At 67.9% G+C, this 23,812-nt stretch carries 21 protein-coding genes, 2 tRNA genes and 1 other RNA gene; 15 read left to right on the top strand and 9 right to left on the bottom strand.

The window, feature by feature from the left end:
* Positions 1-22 precede the first annotated feature (22 nt).
* The 6 genes from HF989_RS10025 to tgt all read left to right on the top strand — a co-directional run bounded on the left by HF989_RS10025 (position 23) and on the right by tgt (position 5,095).
* The gene (locus HF989_RS10025; protein ID WP_168686168.1) at positions 23-502 is read left to right on the top strand and encodes a tRNA adenosine deaminase-associated protein; all 480 of its coding nucleotides are present in this window, start codon (positions 23-25) and stop codon (positions 500-502) included.
* A gap of 19 nt (positions 503-521) precedes the next feature.
* On the top strand, positions 522-956 hold the full coding sequence (locus HF989_RS10020; RefSeq protein ID WP_168686195.1) for a nucleoside deaminase: 435 nt from the start codon (positions 522-524) through the stop codon (positions 954-956).
* 75 nt (positions 957-1,031) lie between these two features.
* A complete protein-coding gene (locus HF989_RS10015) occupies positions 1,032-1,247 on the top strand; it encodes a CsbD family protein (RefSeq protein ID WP_168686166.1) in 216 nt (71 codons plus the stop codon).
* Positions 1,248-1,285: 38 nt separating this feature from the next.
* A tRNA-Ser gene (locus HF989_RS10010) sits at positions 1,286-1,370 on the top strand.
* A 102-nt stretch (positions 1,371-1,472) separates the two neighbouring features.
* Entirely contained in the window at positions 1,473-3,845 is a 2,373-nt protein-coding gene (locus HF989_RS10005; protein ID WP_168686164.1) for an MMPL family transporter, read from the top strand.
* Positions 3,842-5,095, top strand: a complete 1,254-nt coding sequence (tgt, locus tag HF989_RS10000) for a tRNA guanosine(34) transglycosylase Tgt (RefSeq protein ID WP_168686162.1) — start codon at positions 3,842-3,844, stop codon at positions 5,093-5,095. The genes HF989_RS10005 and tgt overlap by 4 nt, the downstream gene beginning before the upstream one ends.
* Here the strand turns inward: tgt and HF989_RS09995 are convergent.
* Complete coding sequence (locus HF989_RS09995) at positions 5,074-5,742, bottom strand: queuosine precursor transporter (RefSeq protein WP_425483003.1); 669 nt, start codon at positions 5,740-5,742, stop codon at positions 5,074-5,076. The genes tgt and HF989_RS09995 overlap by 22 nt on opposite strands.
* 7 nt (positions 5,743-5,749) lie before the next feature.
* Between HF989_RS09995 and gluQRS the strand changes: the two genes are divergently transcribed.
* Together gluQRS and HF989_RS09985 are read left to right on the top strand one after the other, a co-directional pair.
* On the top strand, positions 5,750-6,661 hold the full coding sequence (gluQRS, locus tag HF989_RS09990; RefSeq protein WP_168686158.1) for a tRNA glutamyl-Q(34) synthetase GluQRS: 912 nt from the start codon (positions 5,750-5,752) through the stop codon (positions 6,659-6,661).
* Between the two features lie 86 nt (positions 6,662-6,747).
* Positions 6,748-8,004, top strand: a complete 1,257-nt coding sequence (locus tag HF989_RS09985; RefSeq protein ID WP_168686193.1) for an acid phosphatase — start codon at positions 6,748-6,750, stop codon at positions 8,002-8,004.
* A 3-nt stretch (positions 8,005-8,007) separates the two neighbouring features.
* Here the strand turns inward: HF989_RS09985 and HF989_RS09980 are convergent, their stop codons facing one another.
* Positions 8,008-9,741, bottom strand: coding sequence for an alkaline phosphatase D family protein (locus HF989_RS09980; protein WP_168686157.1), 1,734 nt, complete (start codon positions 9,739-9,741; stop codon positions 8,008-8,010).
* Between the two features lie 144 nt (positions 9,742-9,885).
* Positions 9,886-9,974, bottom strand: a tRNA-Ser gene (locus tag HF989_RS09975).
* A gap of 134 nt (positions 9,975-10,108) precedes the next feature.
* On the opposite strand from HF989_RS09975, the gene ffs reads away from it, so the two are divergent.
* From ffs to recR, 5 genes are all read left to right on the top strand, one after another.
* Positions 10,109-10,204, top strand: an RNA gene (ffs, locus tag HF989_RS09970) — signal recognition particle sRNA small type.
* A 21-nt stretch (positions 10,205-10,225) separates the two neighbouring features.
* Positions 10,226-11,506, top strand: coding sequence for an aspartate aminotransferase type Ic (locus HF989_RS09965; protein ID WP_168686155.1), 1,281 nt, complete (start codon positions 10,226-10,228; stop codon positions 11,504-11,506).
* Positions 11,507-11,539: 33 nt separating this feature from the next.
* Positions 11,540-13,525 (top strand): DNA polymerase III subunit gamma and tau, encoded by a 1,986-nt coding sequence (locus HF989_RS09960; RefSeq protein ID WP_168686153.1) that lies wholly within the window; start codon positions 11,540-11,542, stop codon positions 13,523-13,525.
* Between the two features lie 49 nt (positions 13,526-13,574).
* Positions 13,575-13,928 (top strand): YbaB/EbfC family nucleoid-associated protein, encoded by a 354-nt coding sequence (locus HF989_RS09955; protein ID WP_168686151.1) that lies wholly within the window; start codon positions 13,575-13,577, stop codon positions 13,926-13,928.
* A gap of 63 nt (positions 13,929-13,991) precedes the next feature.
* Complete coding sequence (gene recR, locus HF989_RS09950; protein WP_168686149.1) at positions 13,992-14,618, top strand: recombination mediator RecR; 627 nt, start codon at positions 13,992-13,994, stop codon at positions 14,616-14,618.
* Here recR and HF989_RS09945 read toward each other — a convergent pair.
* From HF989_RS09945 to HF989_RS09920, 6 genes are all read right to left on the bottom strand, one after another.
* The gene (locus HF989_RS09945; protein WP_168686147.1) at positions 14,615-15,325 is read right to left on the bottom strand and encodes a cyclase family protein; all 711 of its coding nucleotides are present in this window, start codon (positions 15,323-15,325) and stop codon (positions 14,615-14,617) included. The two genes, recR and HF989_RS09945, sit on opposite strands and share 4 nt — an antisense overlap.
* A gap of 33 nt (positions 15,326-15,358) precedes the next feature.
* A complete protein-coding gene (locus HF989_RS09940; protein ID WP_168686145.1) occupies positions 15,359-16,075 on the bottom strand; it encodes a glutamine amidotransferase in 717 nt (238 codons plus the stop codon).
* Entirely contained in the window at positions 16,068-17,354 is a 1,287-nt protein-coding gene (locus tag HF989_RS09935) for a Mur ligase family protein (protein ID WP_168686143.1), read from the bottom strand. The genes HF989_RS09940 and HF989_RS09935 overlap by 8 nt, the downstream gene beginning before the upstream one ends.
* Positions 17,355-17,364: 10 nt before the next feature.
* Positions 17,365-18,339 carry an exonuclease domain-containing protein gene (locus tag HF989_RS09930; RefSeq protein ID WP_168686141.1) on the bottom strand — a complete coding sequence of 325 codons (975 nt, stop codon included), beginning with the start codon at positions 18,337-18,339 and terminating at the stop codon, positions 17,365-17,367.
* Positions 18,340-18,366: 27 nt separating this feature from the next.
* On the bottom strand, positions 18,367-20,193 hold the full coding sequence (leuA, locus tag HF989_RS09925) for a 2-isopropylmalate synthase (protein WP_168686140.1): 1,827 nt from the start codon (positions 20,191-20,193) through the stop codon (positions 18,367-18,369).
* Positions 20,194-20,334: 141 nt separating this feature from the next.
* Entirely contained in the window at positions 20,335-21,186 is an 852-nt protein-coding gene (locus HF989_RS09920) for a DMT family transporter (protein ID WP_168686138.1), read from the bottom strand.
* A 91-nt stretch (positions 21,187-21,277) separates the two neighbouring features.
* Between HF989_RS09920 and HF989_RS09915 the strand changes: the two genes are divergently transcribed.
* Together HF989_RS09915 and HF989_RS09910 are read left to right on the top strand one after the other, a co-directional pair.
* On the top strand, positions 21,278-22,543 hold the full coding sequence (locus HF989_RS09915; RefSeq protein WP_168686136.1) for an aspartate kinase: 1,266 nt from the start codon (positions 21,278-21,280) through the stop codon (positions 22,541-22,543).
* A 13-nt stretch (positions 22,544-22,556) separates the two neighbouring features.
* Entirely contained in the window at positions 22,557-23,582 is a 1,026-nt protein-coding gene (locus HF989_RS09910) for an aspartate-semialdehyde dehydrogenase (protein WP_168686133.1), read from the top strand.
* Positions 23,583-23,812: the final 230 nt, after the last annotated feature.

The following is a 23,812-nucleotide window of genomic DNA, read 5'->3' as shown; positions in this document are numbered from 1 at the left end:
CCGCGGACTACGCTTCACACCCATGAGCCAGGATTTCGGTTACGCCGTCACCGTCGAGCGTACGGACGGTACGTGGCGCGTGCGCGAGTTCGAGGACGACTTCACGGACCTGTCCACGTCCGTCACCGCTGTGCGCAACCTGCGCTCGGAAGGCGCCGCGTTCGCACTGCTGAACGTTGAAGACGACTACCTGGTCATCGTGCGCCCCGGGCCCTCGCGGGTCCGCGTGCTCATCTCGGACGCCACGATGGCGGTTGACGACGACTTCGCCGCGGACGTCCTGGACGAAGCCGACGTCGAGGTCCCGGACATCGACCCGGATGAGCTGGACAACGTCGACGCCTGGGCGGACGGGGAGTTCGCCATCCTCGCCGACCTGGGGCTGGCGGAGGAACAGATGAGCATTTTGCTTGACGACGACGCCGATCCCGCCGACCTCGCCCAGGCGATCGCCGACGAACTCGGATTCGGCGACGAGTTGGACGACGTTGTCGGCGGGTGAACGCCGCGCGCGTGAGCGTATGCGGGTGGCGCTCGCCATCGCGGCACAGACGCCCGCCGGCGACGTGCCGGTGGGCGCCGTCGTGTTCGATGCGGCGGGTGCGGTGGTGGGCCGGGGGGTGAATCGTCGAGAAGCAAACTGCGACCCCACTGCCCACGCTGAGGTGGAGGCGATCCGCGATGCCGCACGCACCTTGGATACGTGGCGGCTGGACGGCTGCGAGCTCGTGGTCACGCTCGAGCCCTGCACGATGTGCGCCGGGGCGATCCTCGGCGCGCGGGTGTCCTCCCTGGTCTTCGGCGCGTGGGAGCCGAAGACGGGCGCGGTGGGCAGCGTGCTGGACGCGATCCGGGACCCGCACCACCTGCACGTGCCGGAAGTGCGGGGCGGCGTGATGGACGCAGAAGCTGCCCGTTTGCTGGCCGATTTCTTCGAAGGTGTCAGGAGTAACTGAATCGTTACCCCACGCGCCGGCGTTCGTCCCTATAGTGGGCGCAAGCACCCGATTACACGACGAAGGAGATGTGTTATGGCTTTCGAAGGCAAGGCAGACCAGCTGAAGGGCGACGCAAAGGAAGCGCTGGGCAACGCTGCGGACAACGAGCAGCTGCAGAACGAGGGCAAGGCTGACCAGCTCCTCGGCGGCGCCAAGGAGAAGCTGGCCGAGGCTGGCGACGCTATCAAGGACAAGGCCAACGAGGTAGCCGCAAAGGTCGAGGACAAGGCTGACGAGGCTGACCGCTAATTTGGTCAACCGGCCACGCTGCCGTTAATCTGTTCGGCGGTAGCGTGTCCGAGCGGCCGAAGGTACTCGCCTCGAAAGCGAGTGTGGGTAAAACCACCGCGGGTTCAAATCCCGCCGCTACCGCCGCAATGTGAAGCCCCCGGCAACGGGGGCTTTTCGCATGTCGGGGCGCCCGTTAGGATAGGCCGGGTTATGCCCGCGCGGGCTGGAAGGAAACGTGCTTACGTGGCGAGACTGCTGTACACACTGGGGCGCTGGTCGTACCTGCACAAGTGGCGGGTGATCGTCGCCTGGCTCCTGCTGCTCGGCGCGACAGCGGCTGGAGCGCTGTCCCTGATGAAGCCCTTCACGGACGAGTTCGCCATCGAAGGCACCCCGGCCATCAACGCGCTGGACACCGTTGCGGAGAATTTCCCCGACGCAGGCAACGTGGCCACCGCCCCCAGCGTGAACGTGGTCTTCGCCGCCCCCGAGGGCCAGCGGTTGGACTCGCCGGCCAACATGGCGGCGATGGACCGGACCGTCGGGTACATCCGCGACCACCTGGGTGTGGAGGGGCAGCGCTTTGGCAACCCGGTGCAGGTGAACGAAGAGCTCCAGCGCACCGTCGTCGACCAAATGACCGAGATGGGCATGCCCGAGGAGCGCGCGCAGGCGGACGCGTACAACCTGCGCATGCTGAGCGACGACGGGCGGATCGGCTACACCACCTTCGACTTCGACGCCGCCTCGTCCATGTCCGTGGAGCAGGCGGACCGCGATGTGGTGAACGAGGCCATGCAGATAGGGCGGGACGCAGGCCTGCAGGTGGAGGCCGGCGGCGCCGGCTTCGGCGAACCCATCGCGGTGAAGACCACCTCCGAGCTGGTCGGCCTCGCTGTGGCGTTTGTGGTGCTGGTGGTCACATTCGGCTCGCTGGCCGCGTCGGTGATCCCGCTGATCTCCGCCGTGGTGGGCGTGGGCATCGGCGCGCTGTTGGTGCTGTTGACCACGCACTGGGTGGAGCTGAACAACGTCACGCCCGTGCTGGCGGTGATGATCGGCCTGGCCGTGGGCATCGATTACGCCCTGTTCATCCTTTCCCGCTTCCGGCAGGAGGCCCGGAACCTGCCACCTGACGAGGCCGCGGGCATGGCGGTGGGCACCGCCGGATCGTCAGTGGTGTTCGCCGGCACGACCGTGTTTACGGCGCTGGTGGCGCTCGCGCTCGCCGGCATCGAGTTCCTCACTTGGATGGGCCTAGCCGCGGCCGCTACGGTGGCCGTCTCCGTGCTCGTGGCACTAACGCTGGTGCCGGCGCTGCTCGGCGTGTGGGGGTCGAAGGCGTTTGCGGGCAAGGTCCCCGGCATCGCCGGCAACCCCGGCCCGGGCAGCCGCCCGGCCAAGGACCTGGACCGCAACTCCATGGGCAGACGTTGGGTGCGGTTTGTGGAGAAGGCACCCGGCTTGGTTATGGCGGTTGTGGTGCTGGGCCTCGGCGCCCTAACGGTGCCGGTGCTGGACCTCGAGATGGCGCTGCCGTCGGACACCACGTCCAACAGCGACACCACGCAGCGCAAGTCCGCGGACCTCATGGCGGAAGGCTTCGGCCCTGGCGTCAACGCCCCGCTACTGCTGGTAGTGGACGCGCACAGCGTGAACCCGGATGCGGAGATTCTGCAGCCGTACATGGACGCGATCCCGGACGAGGCCGGAGGCGACGCGGAAAAGGCCGCGCTGGCCAGCTTCCTCTACGCCGTGGGAGAGGTGGGCTCCGCCGGGGGCATCCAGCACGCCCAGCTCATCGCCGCCAACGAGGACCTCACCGCAGCCCAGATCCTGGCCACCCCGGACGGCGGCCCCGAGGAGCAGCGCACCCTGGCGGTGGCCCACGGCGTGCGCGACGTGACCGCCCAGGTGGAAGACGCCACCGGGGTGGATGTGGGCCTGACGGGGCTGACCGCCGTGCAGATGGACATCACCGAGGAGCTGGCGGAGGCCATGCCGCTGTACCTGGCCATCGTGGTGGGCCTGGCCATCGTGCTGCTCATGGTGGTCTTCCGCTCCATCGTGGTGCCCCTGGTGGCGGGCCTGGGATTCCTGCTGTCTGTGGGTGCGGCGTTCGGCGTGACCGTCCTGGTGTTCCAGGAGGGCGTGGCCGGCCTGGTCAATACCCCAGGCCCGATCCTGTCCTTCCTGCCCATCTTCATGATCGGCGTGACGTTCGGTCTGGCCATGGACTACCAAGTCTTCCTAGTCACCCGCATTAGGGAGGCGTACGTGAAGGCGCGGGACCGTGGGGGCGTCGATACGCTGCGCGCAGTGCATGAGTCCACCGTGGAAGGGTTCGCGCAAGGCGCGCGCGTGGTCACGGCCGCCGCGATCATCATGATCGCCGTCTTCATCGCGTTTTTGGACCAGCCGCTGCCGTTCATCCAAATCTTCGGCTTCGCGCTCGGCGTGGCCGTGCTCTTCGACGCGTTCTTCATCCGCATGGCGCTCGTCCCTGCGACCATGTACATCCTCGGCCGCTCCACGTGGTGGATGCCGGCCTGGCTGGACAAGATCCTGCCGGAGGTCGACGTTGAGGGAACCGAACTAGAGAAGGAACACGCATGACCGACGTGACGTTTGAGGCGCACACCCAGCTCGAGCCCGCGCCGGGCAGGCACGGCCGCACCGGTGTCATTCACACCCCGCACGGCCCGATTCAGACCCCGGCGTTCATCCCCGTGGCAACGAAGGCCACGGTGAAGACGCTCACGCCCGAACAGATCCGCCAAACTGGCGCGCAGGCGGTCCTCTCCAACGCGTACCACCTGTACCTCCAACCCGGGCCCGACATTGTGGACGAGGCCGGGGGCGTGGCCGCCTTTGAGAATTGGCATGGGCCCACCTACACCGACTCCGGGGGCTTCCAGGTGATGAGCCTGGGCGTGGGGTTTAAGAAGGTCCTCGCCATGGACACGGCGGGGCTGACTGAGGCCGACATCCGCGCCGCCAACAAGGACCGCATGGCGCGGGTGGACGACGACGGCGTGGACTTCAAGTCCGTCATCGACGGCTCCTCGCACCGCTTCACGCCCGAGGTGTCCATGCAGATCCAGCACCAGCTGGGCGCGGACATCATGTTCGCATTCGACGAGCTCACCACGCTCGTGGACACCCGCGCCTACCAGGAGCACTCCGTGGAGCGCACGCGCCGCTGGGCCCGCCGGTGCTTGCTGGAGCATGACCGCTTAACGACGTTGCGTTCCGACAAACCCCTGCAGAGCCTCTGGGGCGTGGTGCAGGGGGCCCAGTACGAGGACCTGCGCCGGCAGGCGGTGCGGGGGCTTTTGGACCTGGACCGTGAGGCCCGCGCGGAGGGCCGGCGCGGCTTCGGCGGTGTCGGCATCGGCGGCGCGTTGGAGAAGGAGAACCTGGGCACCATCGTCGGCTGGGTCACCGACGAGCTGCCGGTGGAGATGCCGCGGCACCTGCTGGGCATCTCTGAACCGGACGACATCTTCACCGCGGTCGAGGCCGGCGCCGACACTTTCGACTGCGTGGCGCCCACCCGACTTGGCCGCCGTGGCGGCGTGTACACCCTGGACGGGCGGTTGAACCTCGCTGGTGCCCGCTTCAAACGGGATTTCCGTGGGGTGGACGAGGAGTTCGGCGGCTACGTCTCCGAGAATTATTCGCGCGCCTACATCCACCACCTGCTCAAGGCCAAGGAGTTCCTTGCGGGCACGCTGTGCACGATGCACAACCTGGAGTTCATGATCCGGCTAGTGGATAACATCCGCGTCGCCATCGATGCCGGGGATTACGAGGCGTACCGCGACGAGTTCCTCGGCCGCTACTATGCCGGGTCGGACACGTAGCGCTCCTCAGCCCGGCGCACCGCCGCGATGGTGGGGTAGGTGATGGGGAGCAGGATGACTTCCGTGACGGTCTTCCACACAAAGCCCACCGCCACGTAGTTGACAAAGGCGCGGGCGGAGTCGATGCCGATCACGCCGGCGGCGATGGAGCAGAACAGCAGCGTATCGGCGAGTTCACCGACCACCGTGGAGCCGATCAGGCGCGCCCATAGGTTGCCGGTGCCGAAACGGTCCTTCATCTTCTGCAGCACCCACGCGTTGAGGAGCTGGCCCACCACGTAGCCGGCCAAGGACGCCACCACAATGCGCGGCAGCAGGCCCAGCACGGCGGCGAAGGTCTCGTCCATGTCGTAGAAGTCCGCGGCCGGTAGCCAAATCGCGATGTAGAAGGACAGCACGGCGACGACCGCAATGCCGAAGCCGGTGAACACGGCGCGGCGTGCGGCCTTGAACCCGTACACCTCGGCGATGACGTCGCCGATGACGTAGGAGATGGGGAAGAGGAAGAAGGCGCCGTCGGTGATTAGCGGGCCCAGCTGCACGCCCTTTTGCGCCGTGATGTTGGAGACGAGAAAGACCGCGCAGAACAGCGCGAGCAGGTACGGGAACGGGGAGCGGGAAACGCGTGGCGACACGCGATTTATCATGGCACACATGGCTGTTTTCCAAGCACCTGCAGGCCGCTACGCCCCGTCCCCGAGCGGGGATTCGCACTTTGGCAATCTCCGCACCGCCGTGCTCGCGTGGCTGTTCGCCCGGCGCACCGGCCGGGCGTTCTACATGCGGGTGGAAGACATCGACTCGGAGCGCTCCAGCGCGGAGTCTGCGGCGCGCCAGCTCGACGACCTTGCGGCGATCGGCCTCGAATGGGACCAGCCGGTGATGTACCAGCACGACCGGGGTGCCGCGTACGCGGATGCACTGGCGCGGCTGGATACGTACGAGTGCTACTGCAGCCGCCGAGACATCCGCGAGGCCGCCTCGGCGCCCCATGCGCAGCCCGGCATGTACCCCGGAACCTGCCGCGATCTCACGGACGAGCAGCGTGCGCGGCGGCGCTCCGAGCTTGAGGCCGAGGGGCGCCTGCCCGCGATACGTCTCCGGTCCGGGGTGCGGGAGTGGACGGTGCGCGACTATTACGCGGGGGAGTACACGGGGCCGGTCGACGACGTGATCCTCAAACGCGGCGGGCGCGTCGACCAGGCGCAGGCGGGGGACTGGGCCTACAACCTGGCGGTGGTGGTCGACGACGGCTACCAGGGGGTGGACCAGGTTGTGCGCGGGGACGACCTGTTGTTTTCCGCGCCCGCGCAGGCGTACGTGGCGCACGAGCTCGGCCTTGCAGAGCCGGAGTATGTCCATGTGCCGTTGGTGGTGGGGCCGGAGGGGCGTCGATTGGCAAAGCGCGACGGCGCCGTCACCTTGCGCGACATGGGTGACCCGGGGGAGGTGTTCCGGCGGATTGCGGTGTCCGTCGGGTGCCCGGACGCCGCGGACGCGGCGCAGTTGCAGGAGGCGTTTGATCCTGGCTCGCTCCCGCGGGAGCCGTGGACGTGGGGCGGGTAATTTTTCGTAACCTGCCGTTCATGTTGGGGGCATAGGTTTGCAACGCACAACCCGTGCGCAATCCCACCCGAAGGAGAACCCCCATGATGAATCGTCGCACGGCGGCGCTCGTCGCAACGCTGCTGCTTGCGCCTACGACCGCCCCCGTCGCGCTCGCCGCGCCGATGTCCTCGCAGAACATCCAGCTCCCAGACCGTGTGCCGCTGAGCCTGCCCAACGTGCAGAGTAACGTCACAGGCTCCAGCACCGGCAGCGTCATCGTGCAGCACCCCGGCGCGCCGGTGCCGCAGCCGTTTACCACCGACTGGCTCGCCGGCTACATCTCCGACATCTCCGCGTACAAGTACGGCGTGTACCTGGAGATCAACCGTTTGTTCCCCGAGCTCAAGGCCAATCGCCCTGACGTGATGCAGGCGAACACGGACATCGTGGTCGAGGTGAACAACAACGCCCAGTCTGACCCCGAGCTCGTCGCACAGGCGCAGCGCGACGCGGTGGCGTCGAGTAGCGACCTGCTCGCAGAGCTTTCGCCGGCACTGGGCGAGGAATTCGGCCGCGCCTTCCGCGACGCTCTCAAAGAACACCGCCTGCCCAAGACCGAGTACCTCCTGGGCAACGGCTACCTGGCGCGCGCAGGCGGGCTGGCCAGCTCCACCGGCGTGGAGAAGCTTGTTTTCGACTACCCGCGCCCCTTCGTCGCAGCCCCGGATCGCGTCGTGCGCTACGACGTCGCGGGTGAGGACATCTACCCCAAGTCCAAGGCGTTCCCGTCCGGGCACACCAACCAGGCCGCGTGGGTGACGTCGCTGCTGGCCTACATGGTGCCGGAGGTTGCGCCCCAGCTGCACTACCGCGGCGCGGAGGCCGGGTACCACCGCATGGTGCTCGGCGTGCACTACCCGCTGGACGTGGTCGGCGGGCGCATGTCTGGTCAGGCCGCCGCCGCGGACCGGCTCAACGACCCGAAGATGAAGGACGCCCTCAACCAGGCGAAGGATGAGCTGCGCAAGGAAATTGAGTGGCGCACCGGAAAGTCTGTCGCTGAGCTCGTGCAGGGTGACACGCCTTACGTGTCCACGGACTTCGCGGTGAAGCGCTACACCGAGTTCATGGAGCACTCGCTGCCGCGCATCTACGACGAGGACGCGGAGATGATTGTGCCCCAGGCGGCGCCGGTGCTGCTGGAGGGCAGCTACCCCGAACTCACCTGGGAGCAGCGCTCCGAAATCCTGCACGACACGGCAGGCGAGGCGGGCAACCCGCTGGACTGGCAGGGGCCCGAAGGCTCCTGGCAGCGGTTGAACCTCGCGGCCGCGTCGGTAGGCGGGGCTATCCGCCGCTAGGGGCTACTGCCCGAAGCCCACGCCCTTGCGCCACGTCAGCGCAGTGGCGGGGCGGACGGGCGAGAGCGGCTGCATGATGCTGTCCACCCGCATCCACTGCATGCCCACCTCTTCCGGGGTGATGTCCACAACCGCGTAGCCGTGCGTGTCCAACGCGACGTGCTTGAGGTTGGGGTTTGCCGCGTGGAGGTAGTTTGTCGCCACCCCGAAGACGGGGCTGCCCGCCGGGATCTTTGTCGAATCCGCCACGTTGGGCGCCGTGATGGAGGAGCAGACCACCTCGCAACCGATCTGGTTGCCGGCGTGTGTGATGGTGTGCGCCCACTCGGTGTGGATGTCGCCGGTGAGGAAGATCGGGTTCTTGCCCAAGCGGCCGAGGGTGTTGATGAGGCGGCGGCGCTCGAAGTCGTAGCCGTCCCACTGGTCGCCGTTGAGCGGGAGCTCGTTGAGCTGAGGGACTGGCACCTGGGAGGAGAGGATGTTGGAGCTCAACGCCTCGGCGACCGGGCGAGTGGCGGGGTTGTTAAAGACGGCGCCAGCGTGCAGTGGGGAGAACATCACGGAGTTGCCCAGCGCGTTCCATGCGGCGGTCGAGTTCTCGAGGGTCTCGGTGAGCCAGTTGAACTGCTCTGAGCCGAGCATCGTGCGGGCGTCGCCGGGTTGGCGGGCGCCGCCCTTCCAAAACTCGACGTCGCGGTAGGTGCGCAGGTCCATGATGGTCAGCTCCACCAGATCGCCGAACTTCAGGGAGCGGTAGATGTGGCCCTGCTCGGAAGTCTCCGCCAGGCGCACGGGCATCCACTCGTAGTAGGCGCGCAGCGCGGCGTCGCGCCGGGCGTAGAAATCCCCCTCGTTCGGGTCGTGGTTCTCCGCGCCCTCGCGCCAGTTGTTGTTGGCAACCTCGTGGTCGTCCCACACCACCACCCACGGCATGGCCGCGTGAGCGCCCTGCAGCGCAGGGTCTGTGCGGTACCGGCCGTAGCGGACGCGGTAGTCGGCCAGGCTGACAATCTCGTGCGCGGGCTGGTGCAGGCGCACAGGCCCGTACCCCGAGTACTCGTACTGGGCGTACTCGTAGATGTAGTCGCCCAGGAAGACGGTCAGGTCGAGCTCGCCAGCCCAGCCGCGCTGGGCCATGTCCGCGTACGCGGAGAAGAAGCCGGCCTCCCAGTTCGCGCAGGACGCGATGGCCCAGCGCTGCCGGTCCACCTGCCCTGCCGGGGCGGTCTTCGTGCGGCCCAGTGGGGAGGTGGCCTCCGCGTGCGGCCCGTCTACCACGGTGAAGGTGTAGTAGTACACCGTACCCGGCTGCAGGCCGGTGACGTCCACGTGGATGGTGTGGTCCTGCTCCGGCTGGCTCGTTACCGCGCCCTGCTGCACCACCTGGCGCATCTCCGGATCGAGCGCCACGCGCCAGCGCACCGCGGTGGGGGCGCCGCCGCCAGAGCCGGGCACCGCGTTTTCCTCGGGCGTGATGCGGGTCCAGATCACCACCGCCTCAGGCAGCGGGTCGCCCGACGCGACGCCGTGCACGAACGGCAGCGGCGGCAGCTCCGTCTCCACGGGAACCGGCTTCGAGGGCAGGGAACTCTGCGATTGCGCGCTTGGTACGACCGCCACTGCGCCAGCCGCGGAGGTGGCGACAGCCGCAGTCCGCAAAAATCCCCGCCGAGAGACGCGCCGGCTTCCGCCCGCGCGCGTTGATGATGTTGTCTGCTCGTATCCGCTCACGCCCATATATTGGGCGCGGGCAACGAATAGGGCTACCTAGAACGCTCGATCCTCCAGGGAATTCGCCCGATGTTCACGCGCGGTTCACTTACGCGATGGTGGGAATATAAAACACTGCAGCCGGCACCCGAGGGGTGCCGGCTGCGTATGTGGCGGAGGATGTGGGATTTGAACCCACGAGGGTCGTGAAACCCGCACGCGTTCCAGGCGTGTGACATAGGCCGCTAGTCGAATCCTCCAGCGACACTCGAAAGCGTCTTGGGACATGGTAGACCACCCCGGCCAAACGGCCAAAACCGCAGCGTAGGCCCGTACACAACAGCTCGTGCGCACCCGAGCTTGTATGAAGGCGAGGGGCATGGCTACAGTAACGGGCAGGATCCCACGCGGTGTTATCTTGTGAACTCCCCCAGGGCGGGAACGCAGCAAGGGTCAGCGAGCTCTGGCAGGTGCGTGGGGTCCCTTTTCTTTGCCTTGTACGATGGGGCGCATGTCACTCAAGGATCTCCCCCACGACCAGTTCACGGAGCTGGCGGAGCGCACCCGTCAGCAGTACCAGGAGCTGAAGGGACGCAACCTCAACCTGGACCTGACGCGCGGAAAGCCCTCGAGCGAGCAGCTGGACTTCTCTAACGCGCTGCTGTCGCTGCCGGGTGAGGGAGATTACAAGGACAAAACCGGCGCCGACGTGCGCAACTACGGCAATCTGCAGGGCATCGCGGATATCCGCGGGCTGTGGGCAGAGGCGCTTGGCATCGATCCGGCCAACCTCATCGCCGGCGACTCTTCCAGCCTGAACATCATGTTCGACCTCATCTCCTTCGCCTACATCTGGGGCACCAACGATTCGCCGCGCCCCTGGAAGGACGAGGAGACCGTCAAGTGGCTTTGCCCGGTGCCGGGTTACGACCGCCACTTTGCCATCACCGAGCGCTTCGGCTTCGAGATGATCCGGGTGCCGATGACGCCGGACGGCCCGGACATGGGCGTCGTCGAAGAGGCGGTCAAAGACCCACAGGTCAAGGGTATGTGGACGGTGCCGGTCTTCGGTAACCCGACGGGGATCACGTTCGCACCGGAGGTCGTCGAGAAGCTGGCTGCCATGGAGGTTGCCGCGCCGGACTTCCGTATCGTCTGGGACAACGCGTACGCCATGCACACGCTCACCGAGGACGAGGTGGAGAACCTGAACGTTCTCGAGCTGGCGGAAAAGCACGGCAAACCGAACCGTTTCTGGTACATGTCCTCGACCTCGAAGATCACGCACGCGGGCTCCGGCGTCGCGTTCTTCGCCTCCTCGAAGGCGAACCTGGAGTGGTACACGTCCCACGCGGCCATCCGCGGCATCGGCCCGAACAAGGAAAACCAGCTGGCGCACGCGCGTTTGCTTGGCAGCGTCCAAGGGTTGCACGCCCTCATGCAGCGGCACGCGAAATCCCTGGCGCCGAAGTTCGAGGCCGTCATCGGCATCCTGCACGACCGCCTGGGCGAGTACGGCGTGGCGGAGTGGACCGAGCCGAAAGGCGGCTACTTCATTTCCATGGACGTCACCGACGGCTCCGCCACCCGCGTCTGGGAGCTGGCGAAGGAAGCCGGCATCACCCTGACCAAGGCGGGCGCGTCGTTCCCGCACGGTGTGGACGAGTCGGACACGAACATCCGCCTCGCGCCGTCGCTGCCGCCGCTCGACGAAGTCCGCACCGCCATGGACGGCGTGGCCACCTGCGTGCTGCTCGCCTGCGTTGAGGCGGCGGAGGCGAACGAGGGCTAAAGGCGTGTCGGGCGGCTGGGTAGACTTGCCCGCGTGGCTCTGTACAGGAAATACCGCCCCGCGACGTTTGGCGAGGTCATCGGCCAAGAGCAGGTGACCCGGCCGCTGTCTACCGCCTTAGACAACGGGCGGATCTCGCACGCCTACCTCTTCTCCGGCCCGCGCGGCTGCGGCAAGACGTCGTCGGCGCGCATTTTGGCGCGCTCGCTGAACTGCGTGCACGGGCCGACGTCGACGCCGTGCGGAGTGTGTGAATCCTGCGTGTCGCTGGCGCCCGGCGGCCCCGGCAACCTGGACGTGATGGAGTTGGACGCCGCCTCCCACGGCGGTGTGGAGGACATGCGCGAGCTGCGCGAGCGCGCGCTGTTCGCGCCGGCGGAGTCGCGCTACCGCGTCTTCATCATCGACGAGGCCCACATGATCACGAAAGAGGGCAACAACGCCCTGCTGAAGATCGTGGAGGAGCCGCCCGCGCACCTCATCTTCATCTTCGCCACCACCGAGCCGGAGAAGATGCTGAACACGATCCGCTCGCGCACCCACAACTACCCGTTCCGCCTGCTCGCGCCGCAGGCGATGCGTGAGCTGGTGGAGCACGTGGTGGCGGAAGAGGGCGTTCACGTGGACGAGAACGTCTACCCGCTGGTCATCCGCGCCGGCGGCGGCTCCCCGCGCGACACGCTGTCCATTCTGGACCAGATGCTCGCCGGCGCCGGGCCTGACGGGCTGACCTACGACCTTGCCCTGCCGCTGCTCGGCGTGACGGATCTGACGCTCCTGGACGCCGCCGTGGATGCCCTGGCCGACCGGGATGCGGCCGCGATGTACCGCACCATCGACGAGGTCATCGAGTCCGGCCACGAGCCGCGGCGCTTTGCGCTGGACCTGCTCGACCGAATGCGAGATCTGTTGCTCATCCGCACCGTCCCCGACGCCTTCGGGCAGGGGCTTGTCGACGCGCCTGCGGACCGCGCCGACATCCTCACCCAGGAGGCGCACCGGTTCTCCCCGCGGCACCTGGCCACGCTGGCATCCGAGGTCAACGAGCGCATCGCCGACCTGCGCGGCGCTACCTCCCCGCGCCTGCTGCTGGAGATCATGGCCGCGCACCTGCTCACGCTGCAATCCGACGGCGGTGCGCTGCCCGCGCCGGAGTCGCAGAGCCAGTCCCAGCCCGACCCCGCTCCGTTGACGACTCGCGAGGGCGGCGGCGCGGCTGCTGCGGCCGCTGCCGCAGCAGCCGCGGCGAGCGGGTCCCGCGCCCGCCAGCAGGAGCAGCCCCCGGCACCGGCGGCTGCGCCTGCGCCCCCGCAGCAACCCGATCCGAAACAGGATGCAGCCCCGGACACCGACGAGCTGTTCGAGCGCATCGACCGTGACTGGACGCGCCTGCGGCAGTCCGTGGGCGAGCGCAACAAGGTCGCCGAGATCATGCTCACCGAGGCCAAGCCCCTCGGCTTCGACGGCGACGTACTCGTGGTCGGCCACCACACCGGCGCGCTGGCCGAGCGCATCAACGCGGAGAAGAACAACGCCGATATCGCGGCCGTGCTCTCCGAAAAGCTCGGGGCGAAGGTGCAGGTCCGGTGCGTCATCGGCACCGATCCGGCCTCAGCCAACCTGCGCCGGCCCGCCAAGCGGGAGGTGTGGAACCCGGGCGGCGCAGGCGACGCTGACGGGGCCGCGGAGTCCGAGGACCCTGCCCCTGCACCTGCCCCCTCGCAGCCCCGGCCGAAGGAGCCTGCCGATTGGCGCTCCGCCGCCCTCGCCGCCAGCCAAAAGGCGGCGGAAAAGGCCAAGCAGGAACGCGACGAAATCCCGCCGCCGCCTGAGCCCTACGACTACGAGGACGAGGAGCCGGAGGCGCCGACGGTCCAGGCTCCCGCCTACACCCGCGAGGACGAAGAACGGGACATGGCCGACCAGGCACGCGAGGAGAAGGGTAGCGCCGACCGCCGCGACGCGACCGAGGTAGCAATGGAGCTGTTAGCCGCCGAACTCGGGGCGAAGCCCTTGTAGCGCGCGGGTACACTGGCCCACGGATTACTAGCAAACGAAAGGGAACACCATGACTCAGCCGAACGATATGCAGGAACTTATCCGCCAGGCCGCCGAGGTCCAGGCTGCGCTGCAGAAGGCGCAGATGGAGCTGTTGGAGACCAAGGTCACCGGCACCGCCGGCGGCGAGCTGGTCACCGTCACCATGACCGGAGGCGCTGAGATTACGGACATCACCATCAAACCCGAGGCTGTGGACACCGACGACATCGAGTCGCTGCAGGACCTCATCCTCGCCGCGTACCGCGATGCCCACACCCAGGCCGGCAAGCTCGCCGAGGAGAAGATCGCCCCGCTCACCGGCGGTGCGACGGGCGGCCAGCAGGCTGGTCCGGGCGAGATCCCGTTCGGCGGCATCATCTAACTTCCACCCCACGCGTCCGGCTGCCGCGGCCGGGCGCGTTTTGCTTGCCTGGAAGGGGGCACCGTGTTCGAAGGACCGTTGCAAGACCTTATCGACGAGCTGTCGCGCCTACCTGGCGTCGGCCCGAAGTCCGCGCAGCGGATTGCGTTTCACCTGCTGCAGGTGGAACCGGAGGACGTCGATAGGCTGCGCGCCGCGCTCGCCGCCGTGCGCGACGGGGTGACGTTCTGCCGCATCTGCAACAACGTCTCGCGCGAAGACGTGTGCCGCATCTGCGCCGACTCGGGCCGCGACAAAGCGCTGGTGTGCGTGGTGGAGGACGCGAAAGACATCCAGGTCATCGAGCGCACCGGCGAGTACTCCGGCCGCTACCACGTGCTTGGCGGGGCGCTGGACCCGCTGGCGAACGTGGGCCCGAAAGACCTGGCCATCGCGCCGCTGCTGCAGCGCATCGGCGGGGTGCTGCCGGACTTCGACGGGGCGGAGGCCCCCGCCGTCACCGAGGTCATCCTGGCCACCGACCCGGACACCGAAGGCGAGGCGACCGCGTCGTATCTGGTGCGGCTGCTCAAGGACTTCCCGGACCTGACCATTTCGCGCCTCGCTTCCGGCATGCCGCTGGGCGGGGACTTGGAGTTTGTGGACGAGCTGACGCTCTCCCGGGCGCTGACCGGCCGCCTGCGACTTTAGGCGTTTTCGTCCTCATCCTCGTCGAGGAAGTCCAGGTCGTTGAGAAACGCCGTGACGCTCACCTGCGAGGAGTCCGCGCCCTTGATGCGCAGGCCGCCGAGGGTGAGAAAGTCGATCCACTTGTCGCCCACCGGCGCAAGCGACAGGTCCTCGATGGCAGTTATGAAGCGGTCGCGGTAGTAGCCCAGCAGCTGGCGGTGCGCCTCGGTGCCGAGATCGTTCCACGGCGCGCCCACCGAGATCCAGTCCATGCCGACGCACTCCACGCCGGTCTCCTCGGCCAGCCAGCGGCACAGCTCCGGGTCGAGGCAGGGCCCCTCGTTCATGTACGTCTCCGGGTTCTCAGACCGGTAGCGCTCGAAACCGGTGCGGATGAGCAGGAGGCGGATGCCGGGGAGGTCGGCGGCGTAGCGCTGGACGTCGTCGAGCGTAACGAGCGTGCGGGGTTCCTTAGGCACGTCGATGAGCAGGATCTCGTCGCCGTCGAAGTTGAACCGCTCCACGGGCAGCTCCGCGAACGTCAGGCCGTTCGGCACGAAGTGGCGCGGGGCGTCCATGTGGGTGCCGAAGTGGTTGGGCAGGCGGGAGATGCAGTCGTTGGAGTCGCTGCCCTGGCCGATGACGCTGTTGCGCTCGACGCTGAGCACAGGCGAGGTAGGGTAGTGGGGGCCGTCGGGGTCGAGAATGTGGCTGAGGTGCACGAACATGGTCGCCATCATGCCTTCCGACGGCGTACCCCGCTACCGCAGGCGCTCTTGGCGCAGCTGGGTCACGGCGTCGAGCTCCAGTGGCTCGAGGTCTGCGAGCGGGATGTCGAGCGCCCGCGCGATGAGCAGGTCCGCCAGCTGCGGGTTGCGGGCGAGCGCCGGGCCGTGCATGTAGGTGGCAATCACGCTGCCCTGCACGACGCCGTCGACGCGCTCGTTGCCGCCGTTACCCACGCCGCGGGTCACGCGCCCCAGGGCGGACGCGTCCGGGCCCAGCGCGGTAGCACCCATGTGGTTTTCAAAGCCGGTGAGGGGTTGAGACAGCTCGGCGGTCACTCCGGCGCGCGTGGGCTCGGAGACCAGCTCGCCCGTGGCGCGGCGCTCGAGCGGCGCGGTGGTCACGTCCAGAAGTCCGACCCCCTCGACCTCGGTGCCGTTCGCCCGGAACGTGCGGCCGAGCACCTGCAGGCCGGCGCACACCGCGAAGATCGGCTTGCCGTCAGCGGCTGCGGCCTGCAGCCCCGGCGACGCGCTCAGCCGCGCCGCTGCGATGAGCTGGGCGGAATCTTCGCCGCCCCCGAGGGCGTAGAGGTCACAGGTGGACGGGACGTCGTCGTCAAGCAGAATGCGCTCGACGGCAACCTCGATGCCGCGGCGGCGCGCGCGTTCGCGCAGGACCAGCGCGTTGCCGTCGTCGCCGTACGTGCCCAGCACGTCGGGCAGGACCAGGCCGATGGTGAGCTTAGGCACGGTAGTCCTCCTCCTTGGTCAGCGCGCGGCGCAGGTTGAGCAGCGCGGTGTAGTTGGCCAGCACCTCCACCCGCCCGGGCGGGCAGGCGCGGATGGCGTCGATGGGGTCGTGGACACGTTCGTGGTCGATGTTTGCGTAGGTCAAGCGCACTGCGAGGTCGGTTGCGCGTTCGCCCGCGGCGACGACGTGGGTGTCGCCGAAGTCCTCGAACTTCACGTCCCAGAGCCAGGAGACGTCCTCGCCGTCGCCCTGCTGCGCGTTGACGGCGATGACGACGCCGTCGGCGTCACGGTCCACCATGGAGAGCGCCTCTTGCCAACCCGCCGGGTTCTTGGCCAGCAGCAGGTGGACGTCGTGCTCGCCGAGGTGGACGGTGGTGTAGCGCCCGGCGACGTTGTCTACCTCGGACGTGGCGCGCACGGCCGCCTCGAGGGGGACATCGAACGCCTCCACGGCTGCGGCGATGGCCTGGGCAGCGTTGCCCAGGTTCGCCCGCCCCGGCAGCTTCAGCTCGAGCGGGACGGCGCCCTCCGGGCTGACCAGCGTCTCGCCCTCCACCGCGTAGGTGGGTGTGGGGCGGCGGAACTCGCGGCCGTCGGGGAGCGGCTCGACGGCGTACCAGTCCGCTTGTTCATTGTTCGCGAGGGACGAGCGAACAATGTGCCCGCCGGAGCGGGGGTTGGTCACGGAATCCCCCAGCCAGCCGGCACCCGCGGCGACCCACACCACGTTGGGGTGGTCGTAGGCGATGGAGGTGATCAGCACGTCGTCGCAGTTCGCAATGACGGTGGCGTCCGGGTGCGCCATCACGGCGCCGCGCAGCGCACGCTCGATGGAGTTGATCTCGCCCACGCGGTCGAGCTGATCGCGCGTGAGGTTGAGCAGGACGAACGCGGTGGGGTTCAAGCGCTCGGCGACCTTGGGCACGTGGAGCTCGTCGACCTCCAGCACAATCGCGTCGGCGTCCTTGCCGGCGAGGAGCGCGGAGATGATGCCGGCGTCCATGTTGTCGCCGCCGTCGTTGGTGGCCACGCGGTGCTTGGCGCCAACTGCGCCGGCGAGCATGCGGGTGGTGGTGGACTTGCCGTTGGTGCCGGTGACCAGCACGGCCGGGCGGCCACCGCCGAGGTTGGCCATGATGTTCGGGTCGATCGCGCCAGCCACCAGGCCGCCGATCATGCCGCCGGCGCCGCGGCCGGTGGCGCGCGACGCGGTGGTGGCCAGGTTCGCGGCCGTCGTTGCTACCGCAGAGCGAATGCGGGAGATGGGTCCTTGCATGCGGACTAGGCTACTCCGCTGGCTCCATCCGGCCGACAAGCCGCGCGAACTCCTCGCCGGAAACGACGGGGATGTTCTTGCGGTGCGCGTGCATGGCCTTGCCCCGCAGCTGCGCGTCGCGCTCCACCGCGTCCGAGACGGCCACGGACGTCTCGCGGGTGAGCTTCTCGCGGTAGGTTAGGCCGGCGCGCACGCCGGCGTCGATGAGCTCGTCCGGGTCGAGGGCGATGTCGTCGGAGACCACAAACTCCATGCCGCGCAGCAGCCCGCCCTTGCCCAGCAACCCCGGGTTGGCCGCGATCGCGGGCGCTTTCTCCGCGTCCACACGCAGCGCGGAGCGCTGCAGCCCGAACTGGTCCGGCGCAAGGTCCGCCGGGTCGATCTGCGCGACGCCGTCGGGGGCGAGCTGCAGGTACATCGCCACCAGCTTGAGCGTCTGCCCACGGGAGAAATCCGCCTCGGCCTCGCCAATGCGCTCGGGCGAGGCGACTCCCACCAGGTTCGCGACCGCGTTGATGCGCGTGTCCGCCGGCACGTGCCCCTGCCGGCGCGCGCTGGCCAGCAGGTCCACGATCGCCTCCGGCTTGGGCACGTGGCCCACGCGTTGGCGGCGCTTGTTGCCGCGTCCGCGCCGGGAGCGGTTCGCGCGCGCCGCGGCGTTCATGGCCCGGCGCGCCTCTGAGACCACGAAGCCCCAGGTGACGGGGGAATCGTGGGTGACCAGCACGCGGCCGTCGATAAGCTTGTCCAGCGTGCGCAGGTACCGGGAGAACCGCGGTGCCTGCGCGAAGTCGTGCGAGGTCAGCCCGTGGGTGTGCGCGGGGCCGGGGTCGGTGCCGGGGTTGAGCACCGCGTGGAACTCCTCGCCCACGCGCCCGGCGGCGTCGAACGTGACCGCGTCGAGGGTGAGCAGCCGCCCCGTCGACGGGTGTATCCCCGTAGCCTGCGTAAACAGCGCCACGTAGGGGTAGTCGTTCTCAGTCATTACTCCAACGTAGCGTACGGGCTGCGCTTAGTTTGCTGCGGTGGAGCGGTTGACCGCGGAGACGATCGCCTCCAGCGACGCGCGCGTGGTCGAGCCCGCGATGCCCACGCCCCACGCGGACGTGCCGTCCACGTCGGCGTAGATGTAGCAGGCCGCGTCGGCGTCGTCGCCCGCGGTGCGAGCGCGCTGGGAGTAGTCCTGCACCTCGAAGTCGATGCCGATCTGCTCGAGGGCGTTGGCGAACGCCGCGATCGGGCCGTTGCCCGCGCCCTCGATGTCCCGCTGGGTGCCCTCGTAGGTCACCGTCGCGGCGACGCGGGTGTCCTGGTCCTCGGCCTCGGCGGCGTCGATGTGGTAGTTGCCCAGCTCCAGCGGGGTATCCAGGTCCAGGTAGGTGGAGGCGAAGATGTCCCACATGTTCTTGGAGTTGACCTCGCCGCCCTCGCTGTCGGTGACGTTCTGCACGACGGCGGAGAACTCCGGCTGCATGGCCTTGGGCATGTTGATGCCGTGATCCGTCTTCATGATGTACGCCACGCCACCCTTGCCGGACTGCGAGTTCACGCGGATCACGGCCTCGTAGGTGCGGCCGATGTCCTTCGGGTCGATGGGCAGGTAGGGCACCTCCCACGTGGTCTCGCGCAGCTCCTCCCAGGAGACCTCGGAGCTCACCGCCTCCGGGCGCACATTCTGCGCCAGCGCGTCCAGGCCCTTGTTGATCGCGTCCTGGTGCGAACCGGAGAACGCCGTGAACACCAGGTCGCCGCCGTAGGGGTGGCGTTCCGGCACGCGCAGTTGGTTGCAGTACTCCACTACCTCGCGGATGCGGGTGATGTCGGAGAAGTCGATCTGCGGGTCCACGCCTTGGGTGAGCATGTTCAGCCCCAGGGTGACCAGGTCGACGTTGCCGGTGCGCTCGCCGTTGCCGAACAGGCATCCCTCGATGCGGTCGCCGCCGGCCAGGAAGCCCAGCTCCGCCGCCGCCACGCCCGTGCCGCGGTCGTTGTGCGGGTGCAGGGAGAGGATGATGCTCTCGCGGTTGTTCAGGTTGCGGTGCATCCACTCGATGGAGTCCGCGTAGACGTTCGGCGTGATCATTTCCACCGTTGCCGGCAGGTTGATGATGATCGGGTTGTCCGGCGTCGGCGCGACGACGTCCACGACCGCGTCGCAGACCTCCTTGGCAAACTCCAGCTCGGTGCCGGTGAAGGACTCCGGGGAGTACTCCCAGCGCCAGTTGGTGTCCGGGTAGTCCTGCGCAATGTCGGTGATCAGCTCCGCAGCGTCCGTGGCCAGCTTCTTAATCGCGTCGCGGTCCTTGCGGAAGACCACGCGGCGCTGCAGCTTGGAGGTGGAGTTGTAGAAGTGCACGATCACGTTCTTCGCGCCCGCGCATGCCTCGAAGGTGCGTCGGATCAGGTGCTCGCGCGCCTGCACCAGCACCTGGATGGTCACGTCGTCCGGGATCATGTCGTGTTCAATGATCTCGCGCACGAAGTCGAAGTCCGTCTGGGAGGCGGACGGGAAGCCGACCTCGATCTCCTTGAAGCCCATCTGCACCAGCAGGTTGAACATGCGGCGCTTGCGCTCGGGGCTCATCGGGTCGATCAGCGCCTGGTTGCCGTCGCGCAGGTCCACGGCGCACCACTGCGGCGCGTGCGTAATTTTCTTGTCGGGCCAGGTGCGGTCCGGCAGCTGGATGTTCTCCACCTCTTCGGCAAAGGTGAGGTAGCGCTCCACCGTCAGCTGCGAGCCGCGCTGCTTGTTCCACGCGGGTTGGCCGTCGCGCCGCGGGCCGGAGGGGGTCTGGATCTCGCGGGGGGCGAAAAAGTCGGATTGCTTCTGGGGGCTCATCTGGGTTCTCCTTTGTGTAGCGGGGGTTCCACGGCCGGCCATCAGAAACTCCGCGACGGGGTGCCGACCGTGTTAGAAGGCCTGATTCCCGTCGCGGCGTAGAAGGAGAAGCGCCCTGTGCGACATGTGGCACACCTTACATCACCGAACCGAGACGCGTGTGAGCATTGCCGCAGAAATAAGCATCGCGCCTATCGACGTCCCTACGGCTATCCACCCCAGCACAGATTCCACGCGGAAGGTTTCGCCCAGCAAGAGGATGCCCAACGCAAACGCCACCAGCGGCTCGACGATCTTCGAGGCGGGCAGCGACGTAGCCAGGTTGCCTGCGGCGAAGGCGTACTGCTGCACGAGCGTGCCGGCGGTGGCGGCGAGCAGCATGGCCCACAGCTGCCAGGAGGTGACAAGCCCGAGCACGCCGCCGCGGACGAAATCGTCCACCGCGACCTTGGAAAACACGGCCTGGTAGCCGTACATGGCGCCGCAGGCGATGCCGAAGATGAGGGCTTTGCCGGCCGGAGGGCGTCGAGAAGCAAGGGCGAACGCCGCGACGATGATGGCCACTGCGGTGGCCACGACGGTGACCCACTCCCAGGTGGCCGGGTCGCGCTCGCCGGGTAACGGATGGCCGAGGACCACGACCCCGCCCACGGAAGCGGTGAGCACGATGGCCCAAAACGCCTCCGCCGCCTGCATGTGGCGCTTCGCCGCCCACGCCGAAAACAGCAGCGTGAGCATGAGCGAGAGCGCTAGGACGGGCTGCACCACCAGCAGGGAACCGAACGCCAGCGCCGCAGCCTGGAAGCCGTACGCCACGAACGCCAGGCCCATCGACGCCCACCAGGCGGGCTGCTTGATGGAGCGCATCGGCGAATCGTTGTTCTCGCCTTCCGGCGCGCCGGCACGCATGATGCGGTGGCGCCACACGGTCCCCGCCGCCATGGTCGCGGCCGAGACGAGCGCGAACGCGACGGCGAGAAAATTGTTGTGCACGGTGAATGATATTAACGCGGGTGTCCATTTCGGCAGTTTTGGGACGCTATTCTTGACTGTTGGAATGCACGCAGATCCGCGGAGGTTTGAGATGGCACTGATCGTCCAGAAATATGGGGGATCGTCCCTGGAAAGCGCGGAGCGGATTCGGGCTGTGGCCCAGCGAGTGGTGGAAACCCGCAGGGCAGGCAACGACGTTGTGGTGGTCTGCTCGGCTATGGGCGACACCACCGACGAGCTGCTCGATCTTGCGGGTAAGGTCAACCCCACCCCGCCCGCGCGCGAGATGGACATGCTGCTCACCGCAGGCGAGCGCATCTCCAACTCGCTGGTGGCCATGGCGGTGCACGCGCTCGGCGAAGAGGTGCAGTCGTTCACCGGCTCGCAGGCAGGCGTGATCACCACCGAGCGCCACGGCAACGCGCGCATCCTGGAAGTCACCCCGGGGCGCGTGCAGGAGGCGGTGGACGCCGGCAAGATCGCCATCGTCGCCGGCTTCCAGGGCGTGAACCGTGAAACCAAGGACGTGACCACGCTCGGCCGCGGCGGCTCCGACACCACCGCCGTGGCGCTCGCGGCCGCGATGGGCGCCGACGAGTGCGAGATCTACTCCGACGTCGACGGCGTCTACACCGCAGACCCGCGCATCGTCCCGGACGCGAAGAAGCTGGACACCCTCTGCTTCGAGGAGATGCTGGAGCTGGCGGCAAGTGGCTCCAAGATCCTGGTCCTGCGCAGCGTGGAGTACGCCCGCGCGTTCAACGTTCCGCTGCGAGTCCGTTCGTCGTACAGCACAGAGACCGGCACCCTCGTTGCCGGAGCATTGGAGGATATCCCCATGGAAGAAGCAGTTCTCACCGGCGTTGCCACCGACGCTTCGGAGGCCAAGATCACCATCCTGGGCATCACCGACTCCGTGGGCGAGGCCGCCAAGGTCTTCCGCGCGCTGTCGGACGCGGAGGTGAACATCGACATGGTCATCCAGAATATCTCCAGCGCGGAGGACAACAAGACCGACATCACCTTCACCCTGCCCAAGGCCGACGGCGCGCGCACGATGGAGCTGCTGCGCACCATGCAGGCCGCCGAGGGCTGGGACGACCTGACTTACGACGACGAGATTGGCAAGGTCTCCCTCGTCGGCGCCGGCATGAAGTCCCACCCGGGCGTGACCGCGGACTTTTGCGACGCGCTGCGCGACGCCGGCATCAACATCGAGATGATCACCACCTCTGAAATCCGCATCACCGCCGTGGTGCGCCAGGCAGACGTTGCGGAGGCGGCGCGCGCCATCCACACCAAGTTCGACCTCGGCGGCGACGAGCCGGCCGTGGTTTACGCAGGCACCGGACGCTAGAAGGAGGCACCCAATGACCACACTTGCAGTCGTCGGCGCCACCGGCCAGGTCGGCCGCGTGATGCGCGACATCCTCACCGAGCGCAACTTCCCGGCAGACAAGGTCCGCTTCTTCGCCTCCCCGCGCTCCGCTGGCACGCAGCTGGAGTTCCGCGGCGAGGCGATCGAGGTCGAGGACCTCACCCAGGTGACCGAGGAGTCCGTCGCCGACGTGGACATCGCCCTGTTTTCCGCAGGCGGCTCCACCTCCCGCGAGTGGGCGCCGGTCTTCGCCGCCGCGGGCGCGACCGTGGTGGACAACTCCTCCGCCTGGCGCAAGGACGACGACGTCCCGCTGATCGTCTCCGAGGTCAACCCGGAAGCCGCGCGCGACCTGCCCAAGGGCATCATCGCCAACCCCAACTGCACCACCATGGCGGCGATGCCAGTGCTCAAGCCGCTTCACGACGCCTTCGGCCTAACCACCCTCCGCGTCGCCTCCTACCAGGCAGTCTCCGGCTCCGGCCTCGCCGGCGTTGAGGCGCTGGCCACCCAGGTGGAGCAGATCGGGGACCCGCGGGCGCTGGTCCGCGAGGACGTCGATAGGCCCAGCGATCTGGGGCCGTACGTGGAGCCCATCGCATTCAACGCACTGCCGCTCGCAGGCTCGATTGTCGACGACGGCTCCGCCGAGACCGACGAGGAGCAGAAGCTGCGCAACGAGTCGCGCAAGATCCTGGGCATCCCCGAGTTGAAGGTGGCGGGCACCTGCGTGCGCGTGCCGGTGTTCACCGGCCACACGATGGTCGTCCACGCCGAATTTTCCGAGGCCGTGACCCCGGAGCGCGCCGAGGAGATCTTGTCTGCCGCGCCGGGCGTGCGCGTTGTCGACGTGCCCACGCCGCGTGCCGCGACCGGCATCGACGACTCGCTGGTGGGCCGCATTCGCCAAGACCAGACCGTCGACGGCGGCCGCGGCCTGGTGCTCGTGGTCTCGGGTGACAACCTGCGCAAGGGCGCGGCGCTCAACACGATCCAGATCGCCGAGCTGCTGGTCTAGCGCGCCGGGCGTGGCGGTCTGGTCCACTGCGGATGGGTGCCTAGCCACCCGCGCAGCGAAATAATTCACTCGAACGCCCGCAAACGGTGAACTAAATCGCAGCTGCCCTTAGTGCCAAGGTGGTTGTGAACGACGAACCGTAGGAGGTTTTGTTCATGACCGATTCGCAGTTGCCTCAGTTGGTGCCGTCGGTGTTGACGTCGGCTCCGGCTGTTGAGGTCCCGGTGGTT

It is taken from the genome of Corynebacterium mucifaciens, from assembly GCF_012396315.1.
Classification (GTDB): domain Bacteria; phylum Actinomycetota; class Actinomycetes; order Mycobacteriales; family Mycobacteriaceae; genus Corynebacterium; species Corynebacterium mucifaciens.
The sequence above is the reverse complement of the archived record's forward strand: the minus strand, read 5'-3'. Positions and strand labels throughout refer to the sequence as shown.